Source organism: Steroidobacter gossypii, from assembly GCF_016801985.1.
GTDB lineage: Bacteria > Pseudomonadota > Gammaproteobacteria > Steroidobacterales > Steroidobacteraceae > Steroidobacter > Steroidobacter gossypii.
Map to the genome: position 1 here is coordinate 170,401 of NZ_JAEVLS010000002.1, position 20,870 is coordinate 191,270.

The window sequence follows — 20,870 nt, forward strand, 5'->3', positions numbered from 1 at the left end:
GATCGGGCAGCGGCAGTCATGAGCGCCATCCTGGGGGTCGGAAAGATGCCCAGGATTGCTGCAGTGGCGTTGAATGTCCAGTCCCAGGCGTGGCGGGGCACCGTACCAAAGTCGGTTGCATTCGAACCGGCAGGGGCATCTACTTCGCAACTGCCGGCGTGCCGACAGGGACGGCGCGCTGAAGAAGAACTCGAACGGACTGTGCCATTCAATTGCATGGGGGCCTTTATGAAACGCCGCGAGTTCGTGAGATCTGCGCTACTGGCTTCGGCCACGCTTCCTGCCTTCAAGTTCGTACCTGCCTTGGCGCGCTCTGGGCCCATTCCGGACGTGGCCGCGATCACCGGTGACGGGCGCGAAGTGACGCTTCGTGGCGCGGAGATTCGCGAGCTCGCCGAGAAGCTGCAGGGTCATCTGCTGTTGGCCGGCGATAACGGGTACGACCAGGCGCGGCTGCTGCTGAACCCGTCGTTCGACAAACATCCCGCCCTGATCGCTCAGCCTGCCGACGTGGCGGGGATACAGAACGCGGTGAAATTCGCCCGCGAGCACAATCTGTTGCTGGCGGTGAAGTGCGGTGGCCACAGCCATTCCGGGCAATCGAGCTGCGAACGCGGGTTGCAGATCGATCTCAAGAACTTCCGCGGTGTTCAGCTGGATGCGCCAGGCCGGAAGATATCGGTGAAAGGTGGCAGCTTACTCGGCCAAGTCGATCGCGAGACCATGCCGCACGGCTTGGTGACGCCGCTTGGTACCGTGTCACACACGGGCGTCGGCGGTCTCACTTTGGGCGGCGGCTTCGGGCGAGTGGCGCGTCGGTTCGGCATGGCCATCGACAATCTCACTTCCATGGATGTGGTGACCGCGGACGGGCGATTGCTCCACACGAGTGCCAGAGAGAATGCGGAGTTGTTCTGGGGATTGCGGGGCGGCAGCGGCAATTTCGGTGTCGTGACCCACTTCGAGTTCAAGTTGCACCCGATGCAACGGGAGGTGGTGGCGGGCAAGCTGACGTTCCCGTTCGAGAGCATGCGCGATGCGTTGAGCATGTGGGCGGATTATGCGCCCGCGGCGCCGGACGAGCTTTATTTCGATCCCGTGGTGATGATGCCGCCCGGCGGCGCGCCCGCGATCGTGCAGCTCGAAATTTGTTACAGCGGGCCGGTGAAGGATGCGGAGCGTGCGCTGGCTCCGATCCGGAAGTTGGGGACGCCGGTGGCGGACACGGTCACGACGATGGACTATGTCGATGTGCAGCGCTCGGGTGATATCGCCGATCCGCGGGCGCTAGGGACTTATCTCAAAGGTGGGTTCATTTCTTCCATGCCCGGTGAGCTCATCGATGCACTGGTCGGCGGGATCAAGGGCGATCCGAGGCGGGCCACTTTGTTGTTCTTCCAGCACTGCGGTGGTGCGTGTTCACGAGTGCCGGAGAACGCCACGGCGTTCGCTCATCGATATGCGTTAGCGAACATGATGACTCTGAGTGGCTGGGCCCATGGTGAGGATCCTGCCGATCACATCGAAGCGACGCGGCGGTACTGGTCGGGGCTCGAGAAGTTCACTCGTGGGTTCTATGTGAACGATATGCCGCGTGAGGCGACGGCTGCTCAGATCAATGCGAATTATCGGGGCAATCATCAGCGGCTGGTCGCGTTGAAGACCAAGTACGACCCGACGAATTTGTTTCGCTTGAATGCTAACGTGCAGCCGAAGCGAACCTGACCCCGTTCAGAGGGAAAGATTGGGGCGCTGCTTTGGGCTAGTTGCGTTGGTGGCGGGGTCAGTTACGAAAAGAGGGGGCGGTGGCTCGCGCCGTCCGAGGTGTCCTCGCTCCTTCCGGCACCGTGCTCCCCTCAGTCGCGCAAGCGCGCCCGAGGGGTCCCGTCCCTGGGCGCACTGCGGCGACAAGGTCCCTCTTGTTCGACGCTGCCGGAAGAAGCGAGGACACCTCGAACGTCGCCTCAACGTTGGTGGTGGCGTATCGCCAGGAAGGGAGACAGCTCGAACGTCGCCTCGAGGTTGGTAGTGGCGCTTCGCCAGGAAGGAGACACCTCGAACGTCGCCTCGAGGTTGGTGGTGGCGTTTCGCCAGGAAGGAGACACCTCGAACGTCGCCTCGAGGTTGGTGGTGGCGTTTCGCCAGGAAGGAGACAGCTCGAACGTCGCCTCGAGGTTGGTGGTGGCGTTTCGCCAGGAAGGAGACAGCTCGAACGTCGCCTCGAGGTTGGTGGTGGCGCTTCGCCAGGAAGGAGACAGCTCGAACGTCGCTCGAGGTTGGCAGTACCTTTCTGAATGAATTGGATCCCCTCCCGGGCGGGAGGGGATGCGGTGTTGTGGCCTGATGATTCGCGCAGCGGAGCGAGCTCAGTTGCTCACTCTTACGTACCCATACATTCCATCCAGCAAGTGCGGGCGGATGTTGCAGATCACGAGGTAGGTTCCGGCCTCGAGGAAAGCGACGGGTTCGCTGCGGTTCTGGGCGTTGAGGGGATCCACTACAGGTGGGGTGGCGAGTGGTCCGCCGGCGGGGTTGATGCCGCGGTAATAGATCTTGTCCGCAAGGAACGCGCTGCTCGCCGGTAGCGGAGTGGTCGGGTTCGGCGGGATCACGAACACCGGTGGAAATACCGGCAGTTGTCCACTGCCGTCGTTCAAGTCCTCGAGGGTTACGCCCGGTTTGAATATCACGATGTCGTGAAATCCCGCCACGCCGAAGTCCACGACGCCGCCCTTCTTCACATGGATCCTCTTCGGCAGGACCACGTGATTCACAGGATTGCCCGGCGAAGCGGTGTTGAGCCCGCGGCCGAACGAGGCGGTTACGCTCGTCTGACGATTGCTGTCGTTGTTACGGTTGTCGTCGCTGGCGCTCGCCAGGGTTGCGGCGAGTGCGAGGCAGGTGAGGAGCGCGGGCTTGAGCAAGGCGGATGCCTTCGTTCTGGTGGTCATAGGAATCTCCCCGGAATCACAAGCACAGGTTCGCGTTATTGCATGGTCAACATGCAGCGTGAGCTGTGTTAGCACATCTGATACAGGGTTGCCTCGGGACTTTAACGGACCCGCAGCGCGACAGAACGTTGACGGTCGTCGATGCCTCGCCGCTCTGTCGTGTGATCGGCGTCAAACAATTCGAACCCACTCGGCCGCGCCGCTTCAGTTGCATGAATCAGCGCCGCTGTACACCGAAGGCTCCCGGCACAGCGCCATCGACACTGGCAGGCGCGCTGCGAAGCCGACCAAGCAAAGCGAGTCGGAGGTCCATTTCTGTGAAGAGTTTCGTTGTTGCCGCTGCCGTTGGCGCGGTGTTGTTCTCGTGCGCGTCGATGGCGGCGCCCGGGTTCCTGGATGCGGGGCCCAATCTTTCCGACAATGGTGCATCCGGCGCATGGACCTCGCTGTATGCCACGCGCAATCCGGCCGGCGCCGAATTCGCGATCGCGCCCAACGCGAAGTTTCGCATGGGCATCCTCAGCTCGTTCGGCCTGGGCACGGAAGTGGGCCCGGTCGACAACTTCGCCGACGAGATCGACGATCTGATCGACGAGCTCGATCGCGACAACATTTCGCTATCCGAAGGCAACGCGCTGGTCGAGCGCTTCAACGGCATCCTCGAACCGCTGAGCAGGGACGGTTACGTCAAGGTGCATGGCGGCGTGCAAGTGCCGCTGTTCCCGATGCTCTATCGCAGCAGCTTCGGCGTGTTCACCGCCGACGCCAACCTCAGCGCTCAGGCGCGACTCGGATTTCTCGATGCGCCGCTGACCTACAACCCGGTCGCCGAAGAAGTCGAGACCGCGTCGGCCGCGTACGTCAAGGCCGGGCAGATCAACGAGATTGCGGTCGGCTTCAGCCGTCCGGTGTGGAAGCCGAGCGCCGGTCAGCTGATCGTCGGCGGCAACCTGCGCTATCTGCAGGCCAAGCTCAGCAAACAGGTCGTGGCGTTGGATTCGGTCGAAGACGACGAGGATGTCGAAGACATTCTCAAGGACAGCTACGACGCCAACGAGCGCAAGTCGAGCAACGTGACGCTCGATGTCGGCGCCATCTTCGACTTCTCCAAATATCGCGTCGGCGTGACGCTCGCCAATCTGACCGAGCCCGAGTTCAAGTATGGCGCCATCGGCAGCAACTGCGGCGCTCTGAGCGGCAGCGCGCAGTACAACTGCTACACGGCTGCTTTCTACAGCGACCGCATCGCGCTCAACGAAACCTGGACGCTGGAACGTCTTGCCACGCTGGAAGGCGCGATGTTCTTCGGCTCCGGCGCGGGCTCGCTCGCGGCCAGCGTCGATCTCAACGACGTGCACGATCCGGTCGGCGATCTCAACCAGAACCTGAAGGTCGCGCTCGGCTACAAGACGGAAACGAACTGGCTGCCGGACTTCCGTCTGGGCTATCGCAAGAACCTGGCGGGCACCGAACTGAGTTCGGCCTCGGTGGGCTTCACATTCTTCGGCAGCGTGCACTTGGACGTGGCCTGCGGCCTCGAATCGACCAAGATCGACGGTAGCTCTGTGCCTCGAACCATGGCGTTCAACCTCGGGTTCGAGATGAGCTATTGATCGGGAAGAGATGGAGAACAGAATGAAGATTCGTAACAGGATTCTGGCGGGTGCGACCGCCATCGCCTCGCTCGGACTGGCTGCGTGCAGCGGTGGCAGCCAGGGCACGCAGGACGGCGGTAGCAGCAACAACGGCAGCGGCGCGAGCAGCCGCACGTTTCATGCGCGCGCCGTCGACGGTTATCTCGCTGGCGCCAACGTTTATGTGGACGTGAACGGCAACGGTCAGCTCGACGCCTTCGAACCTCGCGCCATCACCGACGTCGACGGTTACTTCTCGTACAACCACAAGACGGGAATCGACTACTGCGCAACCGGTGGACTCAAACAGCACTGCCTGCGCGGTGCGATCGATGCGAACGAAACCGTGCTGATCCGTGTGACCGGCGGCTACGACACGGTGACGCAGTTGCCGTTCAAAGGTGTGCTCAGCCTGCGCTCCAGCGAGTTGAATCGGGACGACCTGCGCCTGATCACGCCCGTAACCAGCATGGTGGCGGACTCTTTAACGCCGGAGCAGAAGTTCCAGGCGCTCGTGGATGCAGGCGTCTTCGAGGGGACGATGGACGACGATCCGTTGCTCGATGTGGCGAACGCGTCGCGGGCGCAGATGGCTGCGATCCTATCGCGCATCTTCGGCGAGGTCGGCAATCTATCGCTGTCGTCTTCGAGCTTCGAGGATGTGGAGCATGCCGCCTGGGCGTCCGGCTATATCGCCATCGCCGGGCAGATCGGGACGATCGAGGGTACTTCTTTCGGTGATGCATTCTCCGATCCTGCTGTCGTCGAGGCCGCCGCGCGGGAGGCGATCTTCGCAGCGCTGCATCCGGGACGGACACTCACCAACGATTTTCAGCTGACCAATCCGGCGTCCTACTCCCACCTCGTTCAGTTCGCCGCCGATCTCGTCGGTCTGAACGAAGAGCTCATCGAGAGCGTGCACGGCGCGGCGTCGATCGAAGAACTGCAAGCGATTCTGCGCGTGCAGATGATCGCGGCCGAGCGCGCGTTGGCCAATCCGCACGATCCCGAGCTGAGCGACCTCAGCGACTGGATTCGCAACCAGCTCGCTCAGGGCAATCGACTCGGCGCCGATCTCACGGCGCTGGGCGAGGCGGATATGGACTTGAGCGCGCTCATCGATCCGGCCTTCAACTTCGATCCGGCGTCCAACTCGGTCAGCGCCAGCGCGAAGATTCCGGCCGAGGCGGCCAGCACCTTCGCGGCGCTCGTCAACACTTCGTTCGGCGTGGCCGTCAACGAGCCGGACGAGCAGGGCGCGGCGCTGTTCTTCTTGAGCGGCGATGCGAATGCGCGTTCGGGCGAGATCGACGTGTGCGTGCGCTATACCGGCGACGATGGCGATTTCGACACCACCAGCAGCACCGATCCTAACGGTGCGCTGCTCGTCGGCGGTCACTGGAGCCTGCTCGACGATCACACGCTGACCTTGGGCGTGGAAGTCGCCGGCGGCGTGCGCCCGCTGTTGTTGAAGGCGGTCGCCGGCAGCGGCTCCGAACGCGATTATCGTTTCGATTTCGGCAGAGATTTGTCGACGTGGTCCGGCTCGATGCCTTCGGCCTTCGCGCCAGGCTCGGTGCCCGCCAACGACGCGGCCTGCAAAGCCGCGTTGATCGAACGTTTCGGCTCCATCGGCTGAGTTTGACTGGGCGGCAGGGCTCGGCAACGACCCTGCCTGCTCACTGCTCTGGCTCGATCAGCCACTGCCTGGCCGCTGCCGCGTCTTCATAGAAAACACGATAGTCGCCCTCGCCAAAGGCGAGTCGCGCCAGAAACGCCAGTTTGCTGTTCGGCACGACGACGGCCCGGCGCAGTTTCATATCCACCAGCTGCTCATCCAGAGCCCTCTGCGCCCAAGGCACGCTGAAGTGCGGCGGGTCCATCTGCAAGGCGTCGTAAAGGACCTTGCGTATCCCGCTGTGCCGCGCCAGCTGTAAGACCTCCGCTTGGCATTCCTGCAATACCGCGTCGGTCGGTTGACCCCGGATCCGGGCGACGATGAGAGTGTCGGCTAGTTCCACGGTCACTTGTTTGTCGGCGGGTTCGCTCGTCATGAGCGGACATTCTACAGAGCCTCTCTTGCGGAACGCCGAAGCGCATCGCAGCACCTGGGCGCTCCGCTCGAGGCTCGTACCACGCGTTGTGGATCAGCGCGACCCGTGAACCACGCGGTGACCATGGCGTCCGCAAGGAATCCGAAGCGCATCAATAACTTAGATCTTAATGCCGAGGTCCTGGCAGAGCGCCGACAGGGCGCTGTTCAGGACGACATGGATGCTAACTATTATCAGCCGGAAATGGTTCGCATTTGAATCTGACCGCCGTCTGACGGTATAACAACGGCTTACTCTTAGGGATGGATCTCATGCTGAGCGCGACCGCGATTCGCCGTTGGTACTGGGTGCACAAGTGGACCAGTCTGGTGTCCACCCTGTTTCTGCTCATGTTGTGCATCACCGGCCTGCCGTTGATCTTCTATCACGAGATCGACCATGCCACCGGCTACTCCATCGAGCCGCCCGAAATGCCGGGTGTGACCACGCGCGTCAGCATCGACGAGATCGTCGCGGACGCTCGGGCGCGGCGCCCGGACGACGTGGTCACCTACTTGTTCCGCGATGCCGATGAACCGGAGGCGTGGTTCCTGTCGATGGCGGAGACGCCGAGCTCACCCGAGTCGTCGGCCTTCTATATGTATGACGCGCGCACCGGCGACTTCCTGCACGAGTATCCGCTCAACCAGGGCTTCATGAATTTCATGTTCCGCCTGCACTACGACATGTTCACCGGGTTGCCGGGCACGTTGTTCCTCGGCTTCATGGGGTTGTTGCTGGCGGCGTCGCTGGTGTCGGGCACCGTCGTGTACGGTCCCTTCATGCGCAAGCTGCCGTTCGGCTCGGTCCGGCATGAACGTTCCTCGCGCATCAAATGGCTGGACCTGCACAACCTGCTCGGCATCGCGACCTTGATGTGGTTGATGGTGGTGGGCGTGACCGGCGTGATCAACACACTCGCGGTTCCCATCCTCGGCTTGTGGCAACAGAACGAGGTCACCGACATGACCGCGAAGTACAAGGGCCAGCCGCCGCTCACGCAGTTCAGCTCCGCCGATCAGGCAGTCGCGACGGCGCGGGCGACCGTGCCCGACGCCGATCTGAGCTTCATGGCGTTCCCCGGCACCGACTACGCCACTCCGCATCACTACATCGCCTTCATGCATGGCTCGACACCGCTCACATCGAAGCTGCTCACCCCGGTGCTGATCGATGCGAGCACCGGCGCGATGATCGATAGTCGTTCGATGCCGTGGTATGTGAAGGCGCTGCTCGTGTCGCAGCCGCTGCACTTCGGCGACTACGGCGGCATGGTGCTGAAGATTTTGTGGGCGCTGCTCGACATTCTCGCCATCGTCGTGCTCGGCAGTGGCGTGTATCTGTGGCTCAAGAAGCGCAATGTTCCGGTCGAAGCGCGCTTGGGCATGCTGGCGCCGGAAGGAGCGACGTCATGAGCGGCAAACGTCCCATACGGGTGTGGACGGCGCCCATCGTCCTGGCAGTGCTCACTTCGATCGGGCTGATCTCGGCGCTGGTTTCAGACGATGCCGGCGACGTCCTCGCCTGGATCACATTGGCTGTGCCGGTGCTGGTGTGTTGCTGGTACGCGCCGCGACGTACTCGTAGCGACTCCGCTCAGGGCGCGCCCGCGTCTTCGGTTCCGGACGCCTCGTAAGCTCGCAGCATTTCCAGAGTTCCTGCCGCGGCCTGGCGATCACGACAGGTCGCAAGCCACTGTTTGAAGCGTCCCACCGTGAAGAGATCCTTCAGGTACATCCCTTCCTGGATCTGCTGCTCGAGCGGAATCAACCGCCGCGCTGCCACCGTCATCATGATCATCAGCGCGACCTCGCGAGGTGCGAGCTTCTCCAGAGCAAGGTGCAGCGCCGCTTCGTGATCCTCATGGCCGCGCTCTGCAGCCACCCGCGCGTTGACGCAATGCCAGACCATGCGCATGAGGTGAGAGCCGACGAAAGTTCCCGCCTCCGGATCGTTCGCTTCACAGCGGGGCAGGTCGACCAGTGCGCTGGATGGCAGCGTTCGCTGCACTTTGCACAGTGGCATGCGAACCAGCCGGAAATACCAAGGCTGCCTGGCCACGGTGATGTGGCTACATTGGAAACACCAGCTGAATAGACACAGCGGCTTGCGGCTGTAGTAGCGGGCGAAGTCGACCGAGAAGTATCCGTACGGTTCGGTGAACGAGTGCCCGCAGTGAGCGCAGCCGTCACTCATCCGGCCGCACCTCTCTGACGCGGTCTTTTCCCAGCTTGCGGGACAGCGCGAGCATGGTCTGCTTCACCAGATCGTAGAGCATGCCGCCAGCCATGGCGCCGCTGACGAATGTGACGACCGCGCTGAGCGCTTCCGGGTCGACGCCGCGTCGTCTCAGCAACGGATTCTCCGGTTCCGGGCTCTGCTCGATCTTGATGCTTTGCAGTTGCTCCGGTGTGAGCGCCGCTTGCAGCGCGGCTTGAATGTCGGCGCGGGATGCCGAGACCAGTAACTTTGGCGCCGGTGCTGCTTCAGTCTGCATGTGACTCCCTGCCGCCGCGGTTTCCGCGAGTAACAAAACTATAAAGGGCTGTGACATGCTCGGCAACGCGCCGTCGGCCCCCTCGAGGAAACAAAATGTGTACGGGCCCTATGTGACTTGTATTGCATGTGCGACGTACTTGCAGACCACGCCCGCGTCACCGACCCATGCTCGCGTACTGGATGAGCCGTCGACAACGATGTCCCTCGCGTGGTGCGCCGGATGTAACAACGTTTCGATTTTTCAACGGCCGCGCTGGCGTCGCTGGTTGGATCGCTGGGCGCCGTTGAATGGCTTCAAGCCGGTGCGCGCACTCAGTCTCGAGGAGTTCGCCTCCGAGCAGGTGGCGCAGGGGCACGGGTTGAAGATGCATCGAAAGCTGATGGACGAGCTCTCACTCAGTTTCGCGCAACGTGCCCGCGCGGAAGGCGCTGCAGATGCGGAGACCGGCGCGTGGCGCATCGCGAAACGCGTTCTCGGCCCGACGCACCTGATTTTGTACATCGCCGCGACTCGTCAATATGTTTCCAGAACGCGAGCGCTGGTGTGGATCGATGAGCTCGATTCACATGCTGCTTTTACCGATCCGCAGCTGAAGCAGATGTTGCGTCAGATGCGCGATGACTTGCTGGGAGCATAGCTGCGCAATGCTACAGCGCCTGTTCAGGGTCTTATCGCCCCGCTCGAATCGGCTGCACGCAGCGATGGATCGTTCGATTCGCGCCAGCACACCGGACGAGGCCTTCCAGTTCGCGGAGCAGGCGTTGCTGCTTGCACAATCATGGCAGTCATGGCCGCTCGGACTGCCAGATCGAAATGCGAGGCAAGCACGTGGATGAAAGGTCAGTCATCGCTCACAGCATGGTCGCGATGATCATGATGGCAGCGTCCGATGGAGAGTTGACCAGAAACGAGATCGACGAAATGGTCTTGCTCCTGAGCATTGCCGCTCGGGAGCAGGCGCCCGAAGCCGTGTTGGAGAGCCTGGAATAGCAACTATGGTTCGTGGTCGGCGCGACGCGTGAACGGTGGCCCGAGCTCATGGCTGTCATGCGGGACGTAGCGGCGGAGCGCAAGGAAACAATACTGTTCGCCGCCGCCAAAATGGCGCATGTGGAAGGTCCGCCGGACCGGGAGCGTATGGCGCTGCTGCGGCAGATGGCGGAATGGCTTGCAGTGCCGAAGTCGGACTACCGCCGGTTCACCGCGAGCTTCGCGGCCCAATGGGAGGCGAGCCGATACGTTCCCAAGCCTGGGCAGTAGTGCACTGGAGCGTCCAAGACCATGACCCGCGGCAAATCCGACTGACATGTGGGCCGGCGTATCGATTCGCACGCCGATGTGTCGCAGGCGACCTGAACAACCCCGCGCTCGATCCCTACCTGTCGGACAACATCGATCTGGGCTTCGAGCATTACCGTGGTGGTAGCGCTGAACGCGGGCTGCAGCCCGTGCTAAGCCTTCTTGTTCGCGGACTTCGCTCTCTTCTTGGGTGCAGCTTTGGCCTTGGTGGTCTTGGCCTTGCTCGATTTAGCCGCGGCGTTCAGCGCGACCGCCTCGCGCACCAGCGCCTTGAAGTCGGAGGCATCGAGCTCTTCGCCTTCGCGAATGTCGATGGCGCGGCGAACGTTGCCTTCCAGGCTCGAGTTGAACAGCCCGGCGGGATCCTGCAATGACGCGCCTTTGGCGAAGGTCAGCTTGACCACACTTTTATAGGACTCGCCGGTGCAGATGATGCCGCCGCGCGACCACACCGGCGTGCCCATCCATTTCCATTCCTCGACCACGTCGGGAACGGCTTCCTTGATGAGCTTGCGCATTCTGGCCAGCGTCTTGCCGCGCCAGTCGCCCAGCTCCGCGATTCTTTTTGAAATGAGTTCCGATGCGGAGGCCGCTGCGCTGGCGTCGGTTTGTTTCATGCCGGCAATCTTAGTCAAGCGACGCTCGTCACACAATTATCGTTCCCATGACACGGTAGTTAAACATATTCGGCTCACCCTCCGCACGTTGTTGCCGTGTTCGCTGCGCGAACGCAAGCGGCAGTCTCGCGTTCATCTGTCAAGAAGATAAGGGGTTAGCCATGAGCGATTCTTTGCGTGAATCGGCCGACGAAGCGCGGCCGGTGACCAGCCGTCGTGACTTCATCAGGAACGGCGTCGTCGGCGCCGCGTCGATTTCTTTCGCCGCGATGCTGGCGCGTCGCGAAGCCCATGCCGTGGAGCTGCCGTATTCGGACGATTACGGTCCGGTCGCGCCGGTGCGCGACCTCACCACCGGCCTGCCGTTGATCTCGTTGCCGGCCGGCTTCTCCTATATGACTTACGGCTGGACGGGTCACGTCATGGCCGATGGCCAGCGCACACCGGCCGTGCATGATGGCATGGACGTCGTTGCGGCGCGCGGCAATGAAATCGCGCTGGTCCGCAACCATGAACAGGGCACCAGCGGCATCGCCTTCAACGCGCCGGCCGCCTACGATCCGGGCTACGGCTTCGGCGGCACCACCAACGTATTGTTCGACGCGGTGGCCGGGAAGTTCCTGAGCTCGCATGCATCGCTCACCGGCACCATTCGTAACTGCGCCGGTGGACGCACTCCGTGGGGTTCGTGGTTGACTTGCGAAGAAGCGGGCAACGTTTCTCCGGCAGGCGTGCGGCACGGCTGGATCTTCGAAGTGCCGGGGTATGGGACGGCGACCGGCCGACCGCTGCGCGCCATGGGCAAGTCCGACTGGGAAGCGGTTGCGGTGGATCCTGCCACCGGCAACGTGTATCAGACCGAGGACGTGACTCCGGGCGGCTTCTACAAGTTCGTGCCGAAGAAGTACGGCAAGCTGGCGGAAGGTGGCGAACTGTTCGCGCTCAAGGTGGTCGGCGCCGACGACTTCAACTTCAGCGGCCTGAATGGCGCGTATGTCGATTTCCCCGCGGGCACGACCTGGGATGTGGAGTGGGTGCGCGTGACCGACGTGGAAGCGATCAACGGTCGCATCTACAACTCGGCGCCGGGACGCGCGTGTTTCTCTCGCCCCGAGGGTTGCTTCTACGACAGCGGCAAGATCTATTTCACTTGCACCAATGGCGGCATGGCGCGCCAGGGGCAAGTGTTCGTTTACGACCCGCGTCGCGAGCAGCTGCAGATGGTGTTCAACTCCATGGGCAGCGGCGTCAGCAACACCGAATGTAACAATCCGGACAACATTGCGGTGAGTCCGCGTGGCGGCATCATCCTGTGCGAGGACGGTGGCAACAACATCCAGCGCCTGCGCGGCCTGACTCAGAGCGGCGGAACGTTCGTCTTCGCTGAAAACAATGTGAATCTGAACCAGGGTCAGATCGCTCGCGCCGACGCCATCTTCAAAGCCGGCGGCAAGATCCTCAGCACCGTTCGCCCGGGCAACTACTCCGGCAGCGAGTGGTGCGGAGCCTGCTTCTACGAGAAGTGGATGTTCGTGAACCTGCAGTCGCCAGGCATCACGTTTGCGATCACCGGTCCCTGGGACAACGGCGCGCTGTAAAAAGAGGCGGGGGCGCATCTGCGCCCCCGCTTCACCAGGCGACTCAAGGGATAGCGCGCGTCGATCCATTGGACGAGCGCTCTCAGGCCAGAGCGCTCGCGAGATCCAAGGTTTCATGGCGCCACGCCCGCGGGGCTAGTTCAGCGGTTTGAAGAACTGCTCGCCTTGATTCTTGAGCAGCAGCACCAGGAACTTGGCCGACTCGGTCTTGCTGGCGTTCCGGCCAACCGTGTGGATGTCGGTCGGCGCTTCGTAGAACGTGTCGCCGGCCTTCAGGGTCACTTCGCGTCCACCTTTGACGCCCATCACGATCGAGCCTTCGACCACGTACACGAAGGCGTGCGCATCGTGCTTGTGTACGGGGTCCATCGCGCCCGGAGGGAATTCCACTGTGATCATCAGTGCTTCCTTGCCCGGATAGTCCGACAGCGCTTTGGTGAACAGCTCGGTCACCTTGGGGTGAGCGGCGTCGACATCGTTCGCCTGCGCGGTCGTCATCAAGGCGCACGCGGCCGCGAGCGCCATTCCACATTGCTTGAGTTTGAACATGATCAGCTCCTCGGTTGGAGATCGTTTGCGAAAGTGCCTTCCTCGGCCAGGACAGCGGCGCGCACGCCAGGGTCGGCGTACATCCGATCGAGAAAGCGGGTGAGACCTTTGTATGCGTCGAGGCCGATCTTCAGGCGCAGCGCCCAGCGCAGCATGACAAACAGATAAGGATCGGCAATCGACCGCTCACCGTTGAGCCAGTCCCGATCTTCGAGTCGCGACTCGAGAATGGCGAGGTAGGCGCGCACGCGATCCCGCGCGGTATCGGCCACGGCCGACGAATGTTTGGTGTCGGGGTGGAAGCGAGCGGGCGAAAAGATGGGCTTGAACGCGGGATGGACATCCGAGTTGAGAAAGCTCAACCAATCCATGACTTCGGCCCGTTCTCGCACGCTGCCACGACCGAGCAGGCGAGCTCGCGGATACTGTTCGGCGAGGTAGGTCAGGATCGCGGCGTTCTGGGTCAGATGTAAGTCGCCGTCGATCAGCAACGGCACGGTGCCGGCCGGATTCAGCGCCAGGTACTCCGGCGAGTTGAGATTGGCGTGGCTCATCTCGACCGTTTGATATGGGGCGCCGGTCCATTCGAGCACGATGTGGTCGGCCAGCGAGCAGGCGCCTCGAAAGTAGTACAGCTTCATGATGTTTCTCCGGGTCCATCGATCGATGCGCCTCTACAAGGCAGGCGCATCGAACCTGGATCCCCGCCTCAGTGGCGGGCAGCCGATGCGGCTGCCGCGCTCGTGGCTTTCTGCGCACCAGGCTGAGCAGCCGAATAGCTCAGCCAGTCGAAGTAACGCGTCGCGGCAATGCGCGCACCGGCGCTCGCAGTGAGCGACTCTTCCTGCAACAGAGCGCCGAAGTAGCCGGCGTTCTTGTCCGTGATCACTGCCCGGTTATCACCGGTGGCCTTCAGCGTGCGCCTCACGAGATCGTCGAGATGAAAGCGATCCGGGCCGGCAACTTCCACCGTGCCATTCAGCGGTGCGCCGAGAGTGATATCGGCGAGTGCGGCGACGACGTCGTCCGACAGAATGGGCTGAATCATCGCGTCCGAGACACGCAAGCTCTTGCCGTCGGCCGTGGACTCCGCGATACGGTTGATGAACTCGAAGAACTGCGTGGAATGCAGAATCGTATAGGGGATGGAGGAGGCCTTGATCAGCTTCTCCTGCGCCAGCTTGGCGCGAAAGTAACCACTGTCCTGCAGGCGATCGGTGCCCACCACCGACAAGGCGACGTGATGTTTGATGCCGAGGCGCTCCCCGGCGGCGAGCAGATTGCGGGTGGAGGTTTCGAAGAACTTCAGCACTTCCGCAGCTTCGAAGGATGGCGAGTTGGCCACGTCGACCACGACTTGAGCGCCGGTGAGCGCTTCGGCGAGGCCTTCGCCAGTGATGGTGTTGACTCCCGAGTTTGGCGACGCGGCCAGCACCTCGTGCCCCGCCTGGCGAAGTTTGTTGACGAGCTTCGAGCCGATGAGGCCCGTGCCGCCGATCACTACGATTTTCATACTTTGCTCCTACGCTGTTGTCGGGTCGAGTTCACACGAGTGCCGTGTGATGCCATCCTGCTCGGCGCCGCGTCGGATCTCTTGGCGAAGCCGGCGGTGACTTGGATGCGTGTGGGGCGATGGGTCTGCGATCTGGATCAGTGGAGCCGGGGAATGCCCGCCGTCGCATCGTCGTGTAACCATTCGCCGCCCCGTGGCGATGGCGCCAGCAGGGTGGAATCGCGCATGAACGGGTGGAAAATGCGCCTTCACGAACGGCCCCTCGACGACCTGACAGCCCGTCTTCTTCGTTGCTAGGGCGGGCAATGATCAAACACTCATCGCGGACAACTCGCTGCTGCGTGATTGGGTTGCCCGAGCCGCGGAGTGTTTCAACCAATCTTCGAACGTTCCCACGCCGATGATGGCTCCTTCATCCGGCGTCAACGTGTCCTCGGCCAGCAGCGCGCCGAAATATCGGGCATGCGTGTCTGTGACGACTTCACGTCGATCCTGATAAGCGTGCATCACGCGCTGCACGATCTCATCGAGTCGGAAGCACTCCGGCCCGGCGAACTCGATCATGCGATTGCGTGGCGCTGTCGTTGCCAGATCGGCGAGCGCAGCGGCGACTTCACCAGACGCTAACGGCTGAACCAAAGCAGGCGAAGCACGCACGGTGCGCTCGTCCGCATCCGATTCGGGAATGCGCGGCATGAACTCGTAGAACTGAGTCGAACGCAGAATGGTGTGAGGAATCGGCGATGAGCTGACCAGATCTTCCTGGATCATCTTGGCGCGGAAGTAACTGCTCTGGAGCAGACGATCCGTGCCTACGATCGACAGCACCATGTGATGCTTCACGCGCGCGGCCCGTGCAGCCTCGATCAGGTTGCGGGAGGAGCAGCGAAAAAATTGAGTGACTTCAGGGTCGTGGTACGAAGCCGAGTTGGTGACATCCACCACCACCTCGGCGCCGGCGAGCGCTTCAGCGAGACCTTCACGGGTGAGCGTGTCGACGCCGGATCGCCGTGACGCCGGCACCACTTCGTGACCTCGGTGCCGCAGGTTGCTCACCAGCTTCGCGCCCACCAGGCCACTGCCGCCAACCACCACGATTTTCATGATCTGCCGCTCCGATCAGCTTCGTCGGAAGCATGGTCGGCGATGAGGGGGGCGTGCGCTTGAAGGGAACTAAGGCGACTTGGATGCGAACGACGTCATGCGCTACACTGCAGTCGCCTTATGCGCCGGCACGTCTTCCATTGGATGCTGTTCATCGCCTTGATACTGCAAGGCGTCGTCGCCGTGGGGGCGGGCATGCCGGCGGATCATGGACAAGAGCAGCACTGCGCCGGTCATGAGGTCATGCAAAAGGACTGTGCCTGCTGTCCCGATGGAGCAATGGCCGGCATGAGCTGCACTGCTCAGTGCACCGTGTCGCAAGCTTTCCTGGTCGTCGCCACTCCGGTTCGTCTCGCGAGCTACAGTACGAACTTTTCCTTCGTCCAGCCGGACTTCGCCGCTCTCAGCTACGCACCGTGGGTCCCCCCGCCGATCGCCTGATTCCGAGCTCGTAACCATCGCGGCCCCAGGCCGCAGGCATCGTTACCTCTTGGAGTCATCCCATGAAGCATCTTCCTGGGCGCCTCGCACTGTCGACGGCGTTCCTGAGTTGCGCCACTTGCGTCAGTGCGGTGGCCAAACCTATCGCCTTCGCCGATGGCACCACCGTGATGTCGGAATACGGCGCCGGCACGATGACCGAGTTCCAGGCGTTCTACGCGCCGACCTTTCGGTACTCGGTAGGCGGCGGCCATCTTGCGCTGAACAGCGAAGTCGACGACGACACCCGAGATATCACTTATTTGCGTTTCAACTACCTGCCCAGGCGCTGGAACTTGGAATCGGCACAGGCCAACGTGTTCGTCTGGGGCGGACTCGGGCGAGCGCACATCGGCGAGACGGGCGATAACCAGTTCGCCTGGCATGCCGGCGGGCAGCTCGATTACGAAACTCGCCGTGTGTACGCCTCGCTCCGCACGGATTATCACGATGGCAGCGCCTTTAGTCACAGGATCGACACCTTGCAGTTGGGCGTCGCGCCGTACGCCCACGACTACGAAACGCTCGCGATCTGGTTCGTCGTCCAGGCTCGCGAATACACCGGCGATCTGTTCAACGGCACCGAGTGGGCCGCTCTCCTGCGGCTCTTCAAAGGCAACGCATGGTTGGAAGCTGGCGCGACCCGCGAAGGCAAGCTGCAGGCCATGCTCATGATCAATTTCTAGGAAACATCGTTATGAGAACCTCCAATTTCCTGCTGGCGTTCACGCTGCTCGCCACCGGCGCGGACGCTACTACTATCGAGATGAAGGTGAATGGATTGGTGTGCAGCTTCTGCGCGCAAGGCATCGAGAAAACTTTGCGCAAGAACCCGGCCACGCAGGACGTGCTGGTGAGTCTCGAGAACAGGCTGGTGGCCATCGTCACCAAGGACGGAACCGATATCGCCGACGCTGACTTGCGCAAGGCGCTCACCGACGCCGGATACGACGTCAAGGCCATCGAACGCACGCAGCGCTCCATGGACGAGTTGCGGTCGCGGTTGAAGCAGAGCCAATGAGGGTCACGCTGAAGCGAACCCTCGGTGCGTCAGTGGCCGCGCTGCTGGCGAGTTCGGCGACCCTGGTGTGCTGCGTATTGCCGGCATTGCTGGTATCGCTGGGGGCTGGCGCGGTGTTGGTCGGCCTGGTCTCGGCAGTGCCTCAGCTCGTCTGGCTCAGCGAACACAAGGGGCTGGTGTTTTCGGTGGCCGGCGGAGCGCTCCTGATCAGCGGCATCATGCTACGAGTCGCGGCGAGATTGCCGTGCCCGTCGGAGCCTGCGGCTGCGAGCGCTTGCATGAAATTGCGGCGGGCGAGCGGCGTGCTGTTCTGGACGGCGGCAGCCGCCTATGCCGTCGGCGCGACCTTTGTCTGGCTCTCGATGTCGAGTTAACAGTCGGTGCGGCAAATAAAAAGGCGTCTCGATGAGACGCCTTTTTGCGATCGGAAACCGAGTCCCCCTCGCCGTGCTGAGAATATACCGCAGGAGGGATCTTGCTGGAAGGCCCCGGCGCTGGGGCAGCATCGCCGGCCTCGTCGTCAAGGGAGCGGTGCCATGCGTGTGTTGTTGACCACTTTCGGATCCCGTGGAGATGTTCAGCCAGTGCTCGCGCTTGCGGTCGCTTTGCGCAGGTTGGGGACGGATGCACGGGTGTGTGCACCTCCGGATGAGGAGTTCAAAGCGCTGTTCGCCAACGCCGGCGTGCCGTTGCTGCCGGCGTTCACGTCCGTGCGTCAGTGGCTCGCGGAAATCATGCCGAAGCGCGCGACGATCTCGCTGCCCAAACTCGCCGCGCAGGTCATGGCTGCGCAGTACCAAGCGATCGATGCGGCGGCAGAGGGCTGCGAGATGATGGTGGCCACCGGCCTGTTTTCTTCAGTGGCCGCCGCACGATCGGTCGCGGAGAAGCGAGGCATGCGATATGCGCTGGCTGCGTTTTGCCCGATTTTTTTGCCTTCGCCCCATCAGAGACCTCACGAATATCCGAACCATCCTCATCCGCCTGGCGTGACCGACAACCACGCGCTGTGGGAGCGAGATGTGCAGGTGATGAATGAGGTGTTCGGTGAGGGGCTGCATCCTTTGCGCGACTCTGTCGGCTTGCCGAAGCTCGATAACATACGCGACCACTGTTACACCGATCGGCCGATGCTTGCCGCGGATCCGGTGATTGCGCCGTGGAAGCGACCGGCACCGCTCGAGGTCGTGCAGACTGGTGCCTGGATCTGGCCCGATGAGCGGCCGCTGCCCGATGATCTAATGAGCTTTCTCGATGCGGGTACGCCGCCGGTCTACATAGGTTTCGGTAGCCTGCCTGCGCCAAAAGATTTCGCGCGAATGGCAGTCGAGGTCGTGCGAGCGCACGGTCGCCGCGTTCTCATCTCGCGCGGTTGGGCGGATCTGGCTCTCGTGGATGATCGTGAAGACTGTTTCATCATCGGTGAGATCAACCAGCAGGCGTTGTTCCCTCGCGTAGCTGCGGTCGTCCATCACGGCGGCGCCGGCACAACGACCGCCGCCGCTCGGGCGGGCGCGCCGCAGGTGGTCGTGCCGCAGCTCATGGATCAGCCGTACTGGGCCAGCCGGGTGTGGGACTTGGGCATCGGCGCCGCCCATGACGGCCCGATGCCGACAGCGGAATCGTTTTCCGCCGCGCTCGAATGCGCACTGACCGAGGGCACTCGTGTGCGGGCGCTCGCAGTCGCTGACACCATCATCGACGATGGCGCGATGCGGGCGGCGAAGCTGTTGCTTGAAACCGCATAGCTAGCGGGTGGCGGACAAGGTGTATGCTTCCGGCCTGCTCCAAGCGAGCCGGAGGCATCCCATGGCGATGTTTCATCGAGGCAACCGAGATCTGCAGCAGCATTTCGGTTCGACCGCGCTGGCCGATCGGTTGGTCGAGTGTCTGCGTCGCTCCGCATTCACCGACGAGGACGGGCAGTTCATTCAGTCGCTGGATTTTTTCTTCGTCGCCACCGCCTCGCCGGACGGACATCCGGATTGTTCCTTCAAGGGCGGGGCGCCGGGCTTCGTGCGCGTGGTGCAACCCGATCTGCTGGTCTGGCCGGACTACGACGGCAATGGCATGTTCAAAACCCTTGGGAACATCGGCCTCAATCCATTCGTGGGGCTGTTGTTCATTCGGATGGGAGACGCGTCCAAGCGATTGCGCGTCAACGGGCGCGCAGAGGTCGCGTTCGAAGATCCGCTGATGGAGCAGTTCGTAGGGGCGCAGGCGTTGGTGCGGGTCACGCCGATCGACATCTTTCCCAATTGCCCGCGTTACATTCCGGACCTGGCGGCGGGAAAGCCTTCTCCCTATGTTCCCCGCGCCGATCAGCCGCCGCTGGAACCAGGCTGGAAATCGAACCCAGCCTGGAAAGAGGTGGTGCCGCCGAGAAAGGCCTGAGCGCTCAGGCCGGGCGGCAAACAAACATCGTGTGGCTGTTGGAGAACCGCTCCAGCTTGCGCTCGAGCTGAAGTCCGGCGCGCTTCACGCAGCCACGCATGTCGTCGGCGCGATACATCTTGCTGTTGCCGTTGGCGAGACAAGCGAAATACAAGGACGTCATCGCGATCACGAAACGCGCGGCCGCGTGCTCCTGGTTGTCCCAATACGTTTCGATGATATAGATGCGACCATTCGGCGCCAGGGCGCGTCGCGCGCGCTCCAGAATCGAAACGATCTCGTCTTCGCCGAAACAATCCAGGAACTGGCTCATCCAGATGGCGTCTTGATCCGGCGGGAACTCGGCCGACGCGTCCAGGAAGTCGATGGGGTGGTAGATCGCGCGCGCCGAATGTCCCTTGGCCGCGATGTCCTGCCGCGCCAGCTCGAGCTGTCCGGGGAAATCCAGCAATGTGACGTTCACCTGCGCATCGTGCTCCAGGCAGGCGAGCGCGAATTTGCCAGTGTTGGCGCCGACGTCGAGCAGTCGCTTGGGCTTGTCCGCGAACACCAGCGGCAGCGCCACCGGGAACATCGGATCCGAGTAGTAGTGGTCGAACGCGAGCCAGCTTTGCTGGGTCTTCGGGGGCAATTGGGTGAGGCCTTCGTAGATCGTGTTCCACGATCCCAGCTCACGCAGCCCCGTGGGCTTGCCGGTGGTGACCGTCTCTTGAAGACGCGCCATGCCGCGATAACAAACGTCCGCGGTGAAATCCATGTTGACTCGGGTCATCGGATCTCGAAGCACCAGCATGCCAAGCTGTCGAATGCGGAAGCGCTCGCCTTCCAGCGCGATCAGGTCGCACACGACGCCGGACTCGAGCAGCACCTTCACCCCGTAGATCGGCAGTCCTGCGAGCTCCGCGATGCGTTCGGCTGTGAGCGCTTCCTGTCTGCGATCGGCGAGGATGGCCAGGATGCCCAGGTCTCTCAAGGCCAGCGCGGCATGAAACGATAGCGGTGCGAAAGCGAGTTTCTGGGCGTCAATGATGGCTTCGTAGAGCGGTTTCTCGCGGCCCGGTGTTTCCGTCAAGTCGATCACCCGAATGCATGAGGCAATGTGCGGGCATTATCCACG

General features: G+C 62.4%; 27 protein-coding genes. 16 read left to right on the top strand and 11 right to left on the bottom strand.

What is annotated here, in order from left to right; translation table 11 throughout:
* Positions 1-228 precede the first annotated feature (228 nt).
* Positions 229-1,725 carry an FAD-binding oxidoreductase gene (locus tag JM946_RS08150; RefSeq protein WP_203166720.1) on the top strand — a complete coding sequence of 499 codons (1,497 nt, stop codon included), beginning with the start codon at positions 229-231 and terminating at the stop codon, positions 1,723-1,725.
* Positions 1,726-2,028: 303 nt separating this feature from the next.
* Entirely contained in the window at positions 2,029-2,298 is a 270-nt protein-coding gene (locus tag JM946_RS08155) for a hypothetical protein (RefSeq protein WP_203166721.1), read from the top strand.
* A 68-nt stretch (positions 2,299-2,366) separates the two neighbouring features.
* Here the strand turns inward: JM946_RS08155 and JM946_RS08160 are convergent, their stop codons facing one another.
* The gene (locus JM946_RS08160) at positions 2,367-2,951 is read right to left on the bottom strand and encodes a hypothetical protein (protein WP_203166723.1); all 585 of its coding nucleotides are present in this window, start codon (positions 2,949-2,951) and stop codon (positions 2,367-2,369) included.
* Between the two features lie 317 nt (positions 2,952-3,268).
* On the opposite strand from JM946_RS08160, the gene JM946_RS08165 reads away from it, so the two are divergent.
* Both JM946_RS08165 and JM946_RS08170 read left to right on the top strand, forming a co-directional pair.
* Entirely contained in the window at positions 3,269-4,564 is a 1,296-nt protein-coding gene (locus JM946_RS08165; RefSeq protein ID WP_203166724.1) for a conjugal transfer protein TraF, read from the top strand.
* A gap of 22 nt (positions 4,565-4,586) precedes the next feature.
* A complete protein-coding gene (locus tag JM946_RS08170; RefSeq protein WP_203166726.1) occupies positions 4,587-6,224 on the top strand; it encodes a hypothetical protein in 1,638 nt (545 codons plus the stop codon).
* Positions 6,225-6,264: 40 nt separating this feature from the next.
* Here the strand turns inward: JM946_RS08170 and JM946_RS08175 are convergent, their stop codons facing one another.
* Entirely contained in the window at positions 6,265-6,639 is a 375-nt protein-coding gene (locus JM946_RS08175) for a SpoIIAA family protein (RefSeq protein ID WP_203166728.1), read from the bottom strand.
* 105 nt (positions 6,640-6,744) lie between these two features.
* On the opposite strand from JM946_RS08175, the gene JM946_RS29950 reads away from it, so the two are divergent.
* Genes JM946_RS29950 through JM946_RS08185 form a run of 3 tightly spaced genes read left to right on the top strand, consistent with a single transcriptional unit; the run spans position 6,745 to position 8,314 of the window.
* Positions 6,745-6,897, top strand: a complete 153-nt coding sequence (locus JM946_RS29950) for a hypothetical protein (RefSeq protein WP_218042687.1) — start codon at positions 6,745-6,747, stop codon at positions 6,895-6,897.
* A gap of 56 nt (positions 6,898-6,953) precedes the next feature.
* Positions 6,954-8,093 carry a PepSY-associated TM helix domain-containing protein gene (locus JM946_RS08180; protein ID WP_407700525.1) on the top strand — a complete coding sequence of 380 codons (1,140 nt, stop codon included), beginning with the start codon at positions 6,954-6,956 and terminating at the stop codon, positions 8,091-8,093.
* A complete protein-coding gene (locus JM946_RS08185) occupies positions 8,090-8,314 on the top strand; it encodes a hypothetical protein (RefSeq protein ID WP_203166731.1) in 225 nt (74 codons plus the stop codon). Before JM946_RS08180 ends, JM946_RS08185 begins: the two co-directional genes overlap by 4 nt.
* Here JM946_RS08185 and JM946_RS08190 read toward each other — a convergent pair.
* Positions 8,275-8,874, bottom strand: coding sequence for a hypothetical protein (locus JM946_RS08190; protein WP_203166732.1), 600 nt, complete (start codon positions 8,872-8,874; stop codon positions 8,275-8,277). The two genes, JM946_RS08185 and JM946_RS08190, sit on opposite strands and share 40 nt — an antisense overlap.
* The gene (locus JM946_RS08195) at positions 8,867-9,175 is read right to left on the bottom strand and encodes a hypothetical protein (protein ID WP_203166733.1); all 309 of its coding nucleotides are present in this window, start codon (positions 9,173-9,175) and stop codon (positions 8,867-8,869) included. Before JM946_RS08195 ends, JM946_RS08190 begins: the two co-directional genes overlap by 8 nt.
* A 199-nt stretch (positions 9,176-9,374) precedes the next feature.
* On the opposite strand from JM946_RS08195, the gene JM946_RS08200 reads away from it, so the two are divergent.
* From JM946_RS08200 to JM946_RS08210, 3 genes are all read left to right on the top strand, one after another.
* Positions 9,375-9,815 (top strand): hypothetical protein, encoded by a 441-nt coding sequence (locus tag JM946_RS08200; protein ID WP_203166735.1) that lies wholly within the window; start codon positions 9,375-9,377, stop codon positions 9,813-9,815.
* Between the two features lie 191 nt (positions 9,816-10,006).
* A complete protein-coding gene (locus tag JM946_RS08205; protein WP_203166736.1) occupies positions 10,007-10,168 on the top strand; it encodes a hypothetical protein in 162 nt (53 codons plus the stop codon).
* 48 nt (positions 10,169-10,216) lie between these two features.
* On the top strand, positions 10,217-10,438 hold the full coding sequence (locus JM946_RS08210; RefSeq protein ID WP_203166737.1) for a hypothetical protein: 222 nt from the start codon (positions 10,217-10,219) through the stop codon (positions 10,436-10,438).
* 191 nt (positions 10,439-10,629) lie between these two features.
* On the opposite strand, the gene JM946_RS08215 is transcribed toward JM946_RS08210, so the two are convergent.
* The gene (locus JM946_RS08215; protein ID WP_407700526.1) at positions 10,630-11,094 is read right to left on the bottom strand and encodes a DUF1801 domain-containing protein; all 465 of its coding nucleotides are present in this window, start codon (positions 11,092-11,094) and stop codon (positions 10,630-10,632) included.
* Positions 11,095-11,255: 161 nt separating this feature from the next.
* Here JM946_RS08215 and JM946_RS08220 point away from each other — a divergent pair, with 161 nt between their 5' ends.
* Complete coding sequence (locus tag JM946_RS08220) at positions 11,256-12,692, top strand: PhoX family protein (RefSeq protein ID WP_203166740.1); 1,437 nt, start codon at positions 11,256-11,258, stop codon at positions 12,690-12,692.
* Between the two features lie 135 nt (positions 12,693-12,827).
* On the opposite strand, the gene JM946_RS08225 is transcribed toward JM946_RS08220, so the two are convergent.
* From JM946_RS08225 to JM946_RS30945, 5 genes are all read right to left on the bottom strand, one after another.
* Positions 12,828-13,241, bottom strand: a complete 414-nt coding sequence (locus tag JM946_RS08225) for a cupin domain-containing protein (RefSeq protein ID WP_203166742.1) — start codon at positions 13,239-13,241, stop codon at positions 12,828-12,830.
* 2 nt (positions 13,242-13,243) lie between these two features.
* The gene (locus JM946_RS08230) at positions 13,244-13,882 is read right to left on the bottom strand and encodes a glutathione S-transferase family protein (RefSeq protein WP_203166744.1); all 639 of its coding nucleotides are present in this window, start codon (positions 13,880-13,882) and stop codon (positions 13,244-13,246) included.
* A 68-nt stretch (positions 13,883-13,950) separates the two neighbouring features.
* The gene (locus tag JM946_RS08235; protein ID WP_203166746.1) at positions 13,951-14,754 is read right to left on the bottom strand and encodes an SDR family oxidoreductase; all 804 of its coding nucleotides are present in this window, start codon (positions 14,752-14,754) and stop codon (positions 13,951-13,953) included.
* A gap of 309 nt (positions 14,755-15,063) precedes the next feature.
* Positions 15,064-15,858: an SDR family oxidoreductase gene (locus tag JM946_RS08240; RefSeq protein WP_203166747.1), complete on the bottom strand. Its 795-nt coding sequence runs from the start codon at positions 15,856-15,858 to the stop codon at positions 15,064-15,066.
* 102 nt (positions 15,859-15,960) lie between these two features.
* Entirely contained in the window at positions 15,961-16,095 is a 135-nt protein-coding gene (locus JM946_RS30945; RefSeq protein ID WP_269140952.1) for a hypothetical protein, read from the bottom strand.
* A gap of 266 nt (positions 16,096-16,361) precedes the next feature.
* Here JM946_RS30945 and JM946_RS08245 point away from each other — a divergent pair, with 266 nt between their 5' ends.
* From JM946_RS08245 to JM946_RS08265, 5 genes are all read left to right on the top strand, one after another.
* Positions 16,362-17,024, top strand: coding sequence for a hypothetical protein (locus JM946_RS08245; protein WP_230979574.1), 663 nt, complete (start codon positions 16,362-16,364; stop codon positions 17,022-17,024).
* Between the two features lie 11 nt (positions 17,025-17,035).
* A complete protein-coding gene (locus JM946_RS08250) occupies positions 17,036-17,359 on the top strand; it encodes a heavy-metal-associated domain-containing protein (RefSeq protein ID WP_203166749.1) in 324 nt (107 codons plus the stop codon).
* Positions 17,356-17,733 carry a hypothetical protein gene (locus tag JM946_RS08255; RefSeq protein WP_203166751.1) on the top strand — a complete coding sequence of 126 codons (378 nt, stop codon included), beginning with the start codon at positions 17,356-17,358 and terminating at the stop codon, positions 17,731-17,733. The genes JM946_RS08250 and JM946_RS08255 overlap by 4 nt, the downstream gene beginning before the upstream one ends.
* Positions 17,734-17,895: 162 nt before the next feature.
* Complete coding sequence (locus tag JM946_RS08260; RefSeq protein WP_203166752.1) at positions 17,896-19,107, top strand: glycosyltransferase; 1,212 nt, start codon at positions 17,896-17,898, stop codon at positions 19,105-19,107.
* A gap of 61 nt (positions 19,108-19,168) precedes the next feature.
* Positions 19,169-19,753 carry a pyridoxamine 5'-phosphate oxidase family protein gene (locus JM946_RS08265; RefSeq protein WP_203166754.1) on the top strand — a complete coding sequence of 195 codons (585 nt, stop codon included), beginning with the start codon at positions 19,169-19,171 and terminating at the stop codon, positions 19,751-19,753.
* 4 nt (positions 19,754-19,757) lie between these two features.
* Here JM946_RS08265 and JM946_RS08270 read toward each other — a convergent pair whose 3' ends face one another.
* On the bottom strand, positions 19,758-20,825 hold the full coding sequence (locus JM946_RS08270; RefSeq protein ID WP_203166755.1) for a class I SAM-dependent methyltransferase: 1,068 nt from the start codon (positions 20,823-20,825) through the stop codon (positions 19,758-19,760).
* Positions 20,826-20,870: the final 45 nt, after the last annotated feature.

Bases quoted from the DNA above. Each gene is read 5' to 3' on its own strand.
- JM946_RS08190 (WP_203166732.1), bottom strand. From the start codon at position 8,874: ATGAGTGACGGCTGCGCTCACTGCGGGCACTCGTTCACCGAACCGTAC.
- JM946_RS08220 (WP_203166740.1), top strand. From the start codon at position 11,256: ATGAGCGATTCTTTGCGTGAATCGGCCGACGAAGCGCGGCCGGTGACC.
- JM946_RS08225 (WP_203166742.1), bottom strand. From the start codon at position 13,241: ATGTTCAAACTCAAGCAATGTGGAATGGCGCTCGCGGCCGCGTGCGCC.
- JM946_RS08265 (WP_203166754.1), top strand. From the start codon at position 19,169: ATGGCGATGTTTCATCGAGGCAACCGAGATCTGCAGCAGCATTTCGGT.
- JM946_RS08170 (WP_203166726.1), top strand. From the start codon at position 4,587: ATGAAGATTCGTAACAGGATTCTGGCGGGTGCGACCGCCATCGCCTCG.
- JM946_RS08210 (WP_203166737.1), top strand. From the start codon at position 10,217: ATGGCTGTCATGCGGGACGTAGCGGCGGAGCGCAAGGAAACAATACTG.
- JM946_RS08200 (WP_203166735.1), top strand. From the start codon at position 9,375: ATGTCCCTCGCGTGGTGCGCCGGATGTAACAACGTTTCGATTTTTCAA.
- JM946_RS08245 (WP_230979574.1), top strand. From the start codon at position 16,362: ATGAAGCATCTTCCTGGGCGCCTCGCACTGTCGACGGCGTTCCTGAGT.
- JM946_RS08230 (WP_203166744.1), bottom strand. From the start codon at position 13,882: ATGAAGCTGTACTACTTTCGAGGCGCCTGCTCGCTGGCCGACCACATC.
- JM946_RS08160 (WP_203166723.1), bottom strand. From the start codon at position 2,951: ATGACCACCAGAACGAAGGCATCCGCCTTGCTCAAGCCCGCGCTCCTC.
- JM946_RS08175 (WP_203166728.1), bottom strand. From the start codon at position 6,639: ATGACGAGCGAACCCGCCGACAAACAAGTGACCGTGGAACTAGCCGAC.
- JM946_RS08195 (WP_203166733.1), bottom strand. From the start codon at position 9,175: ATGCAGACTGAAGCAGCACCGGCGCCAAAGTTACTGGTCTCGGCATCC.
- JM946_RS08255 (WP_203166751.1), top strand. From the start codon at position 17,356: ATGAGGGTCACGCTGAAGCGAACCCTCGGTGCGTCAGTGGCCGCGCTG.
- JM946_RS08185 (WP_203166731.1), top strand. From the start codon at position 8,090: ATGAGCGGCAAACGTCCCATACGGGTGTGGACGGCGCCCATCGTCCTG.
- JM946_RS08240 (WP_203166747.1), bottom strand. From the start codon at position 15,858: ATGAAAATCGTGGTGGTTGGCGGCAGTGGCCTGGTGGGCGCGAAGCTG.
- JM946_RS08260 (WP_203166752.1), top strand. From the start codon at position 17,896: ATGCGTGTGTTGTTGACCACTTTCGGATCCCGTGGAGATGTTCAGCCA.
- JM946_RS08150 (WP_203166720.1), top strand. From the start codon at position 229: ATGAAACGCCGCGAGTTCGTGAGATCTGCGCTACTGGCTTCGGCCACG.
- JM946_RS30945 (WP_269140952.1), bottom strand. From the start codon at position 16,095: ATGACCGGCGCAGTGCTGCTCTTGTCCATGATCCGCCGGCATGCCCGC.
- JM946_RS08215 (WP_407700526.1), bottom strand. From the start codon at position 11,094: ATGAAACAAACCGACGCCAGCGCAGCGGCCTCCGCATCGGAACTCATT.
- JM946_RS08250 (WP_203166749.1), top strand. From the start codon at position 17,036: ATGAGAACCTCCAATTTCCTGCTGGCGTTCACGCTGCTCGCCACCGGC.
- JM946_RS08235 (WP_203166746.1), bottom strand. From the start codon at position 14,754: ATGAAAATCGTAGTGATCGGCGGCACGGGCCTCATCGGCTCGAAGCTC.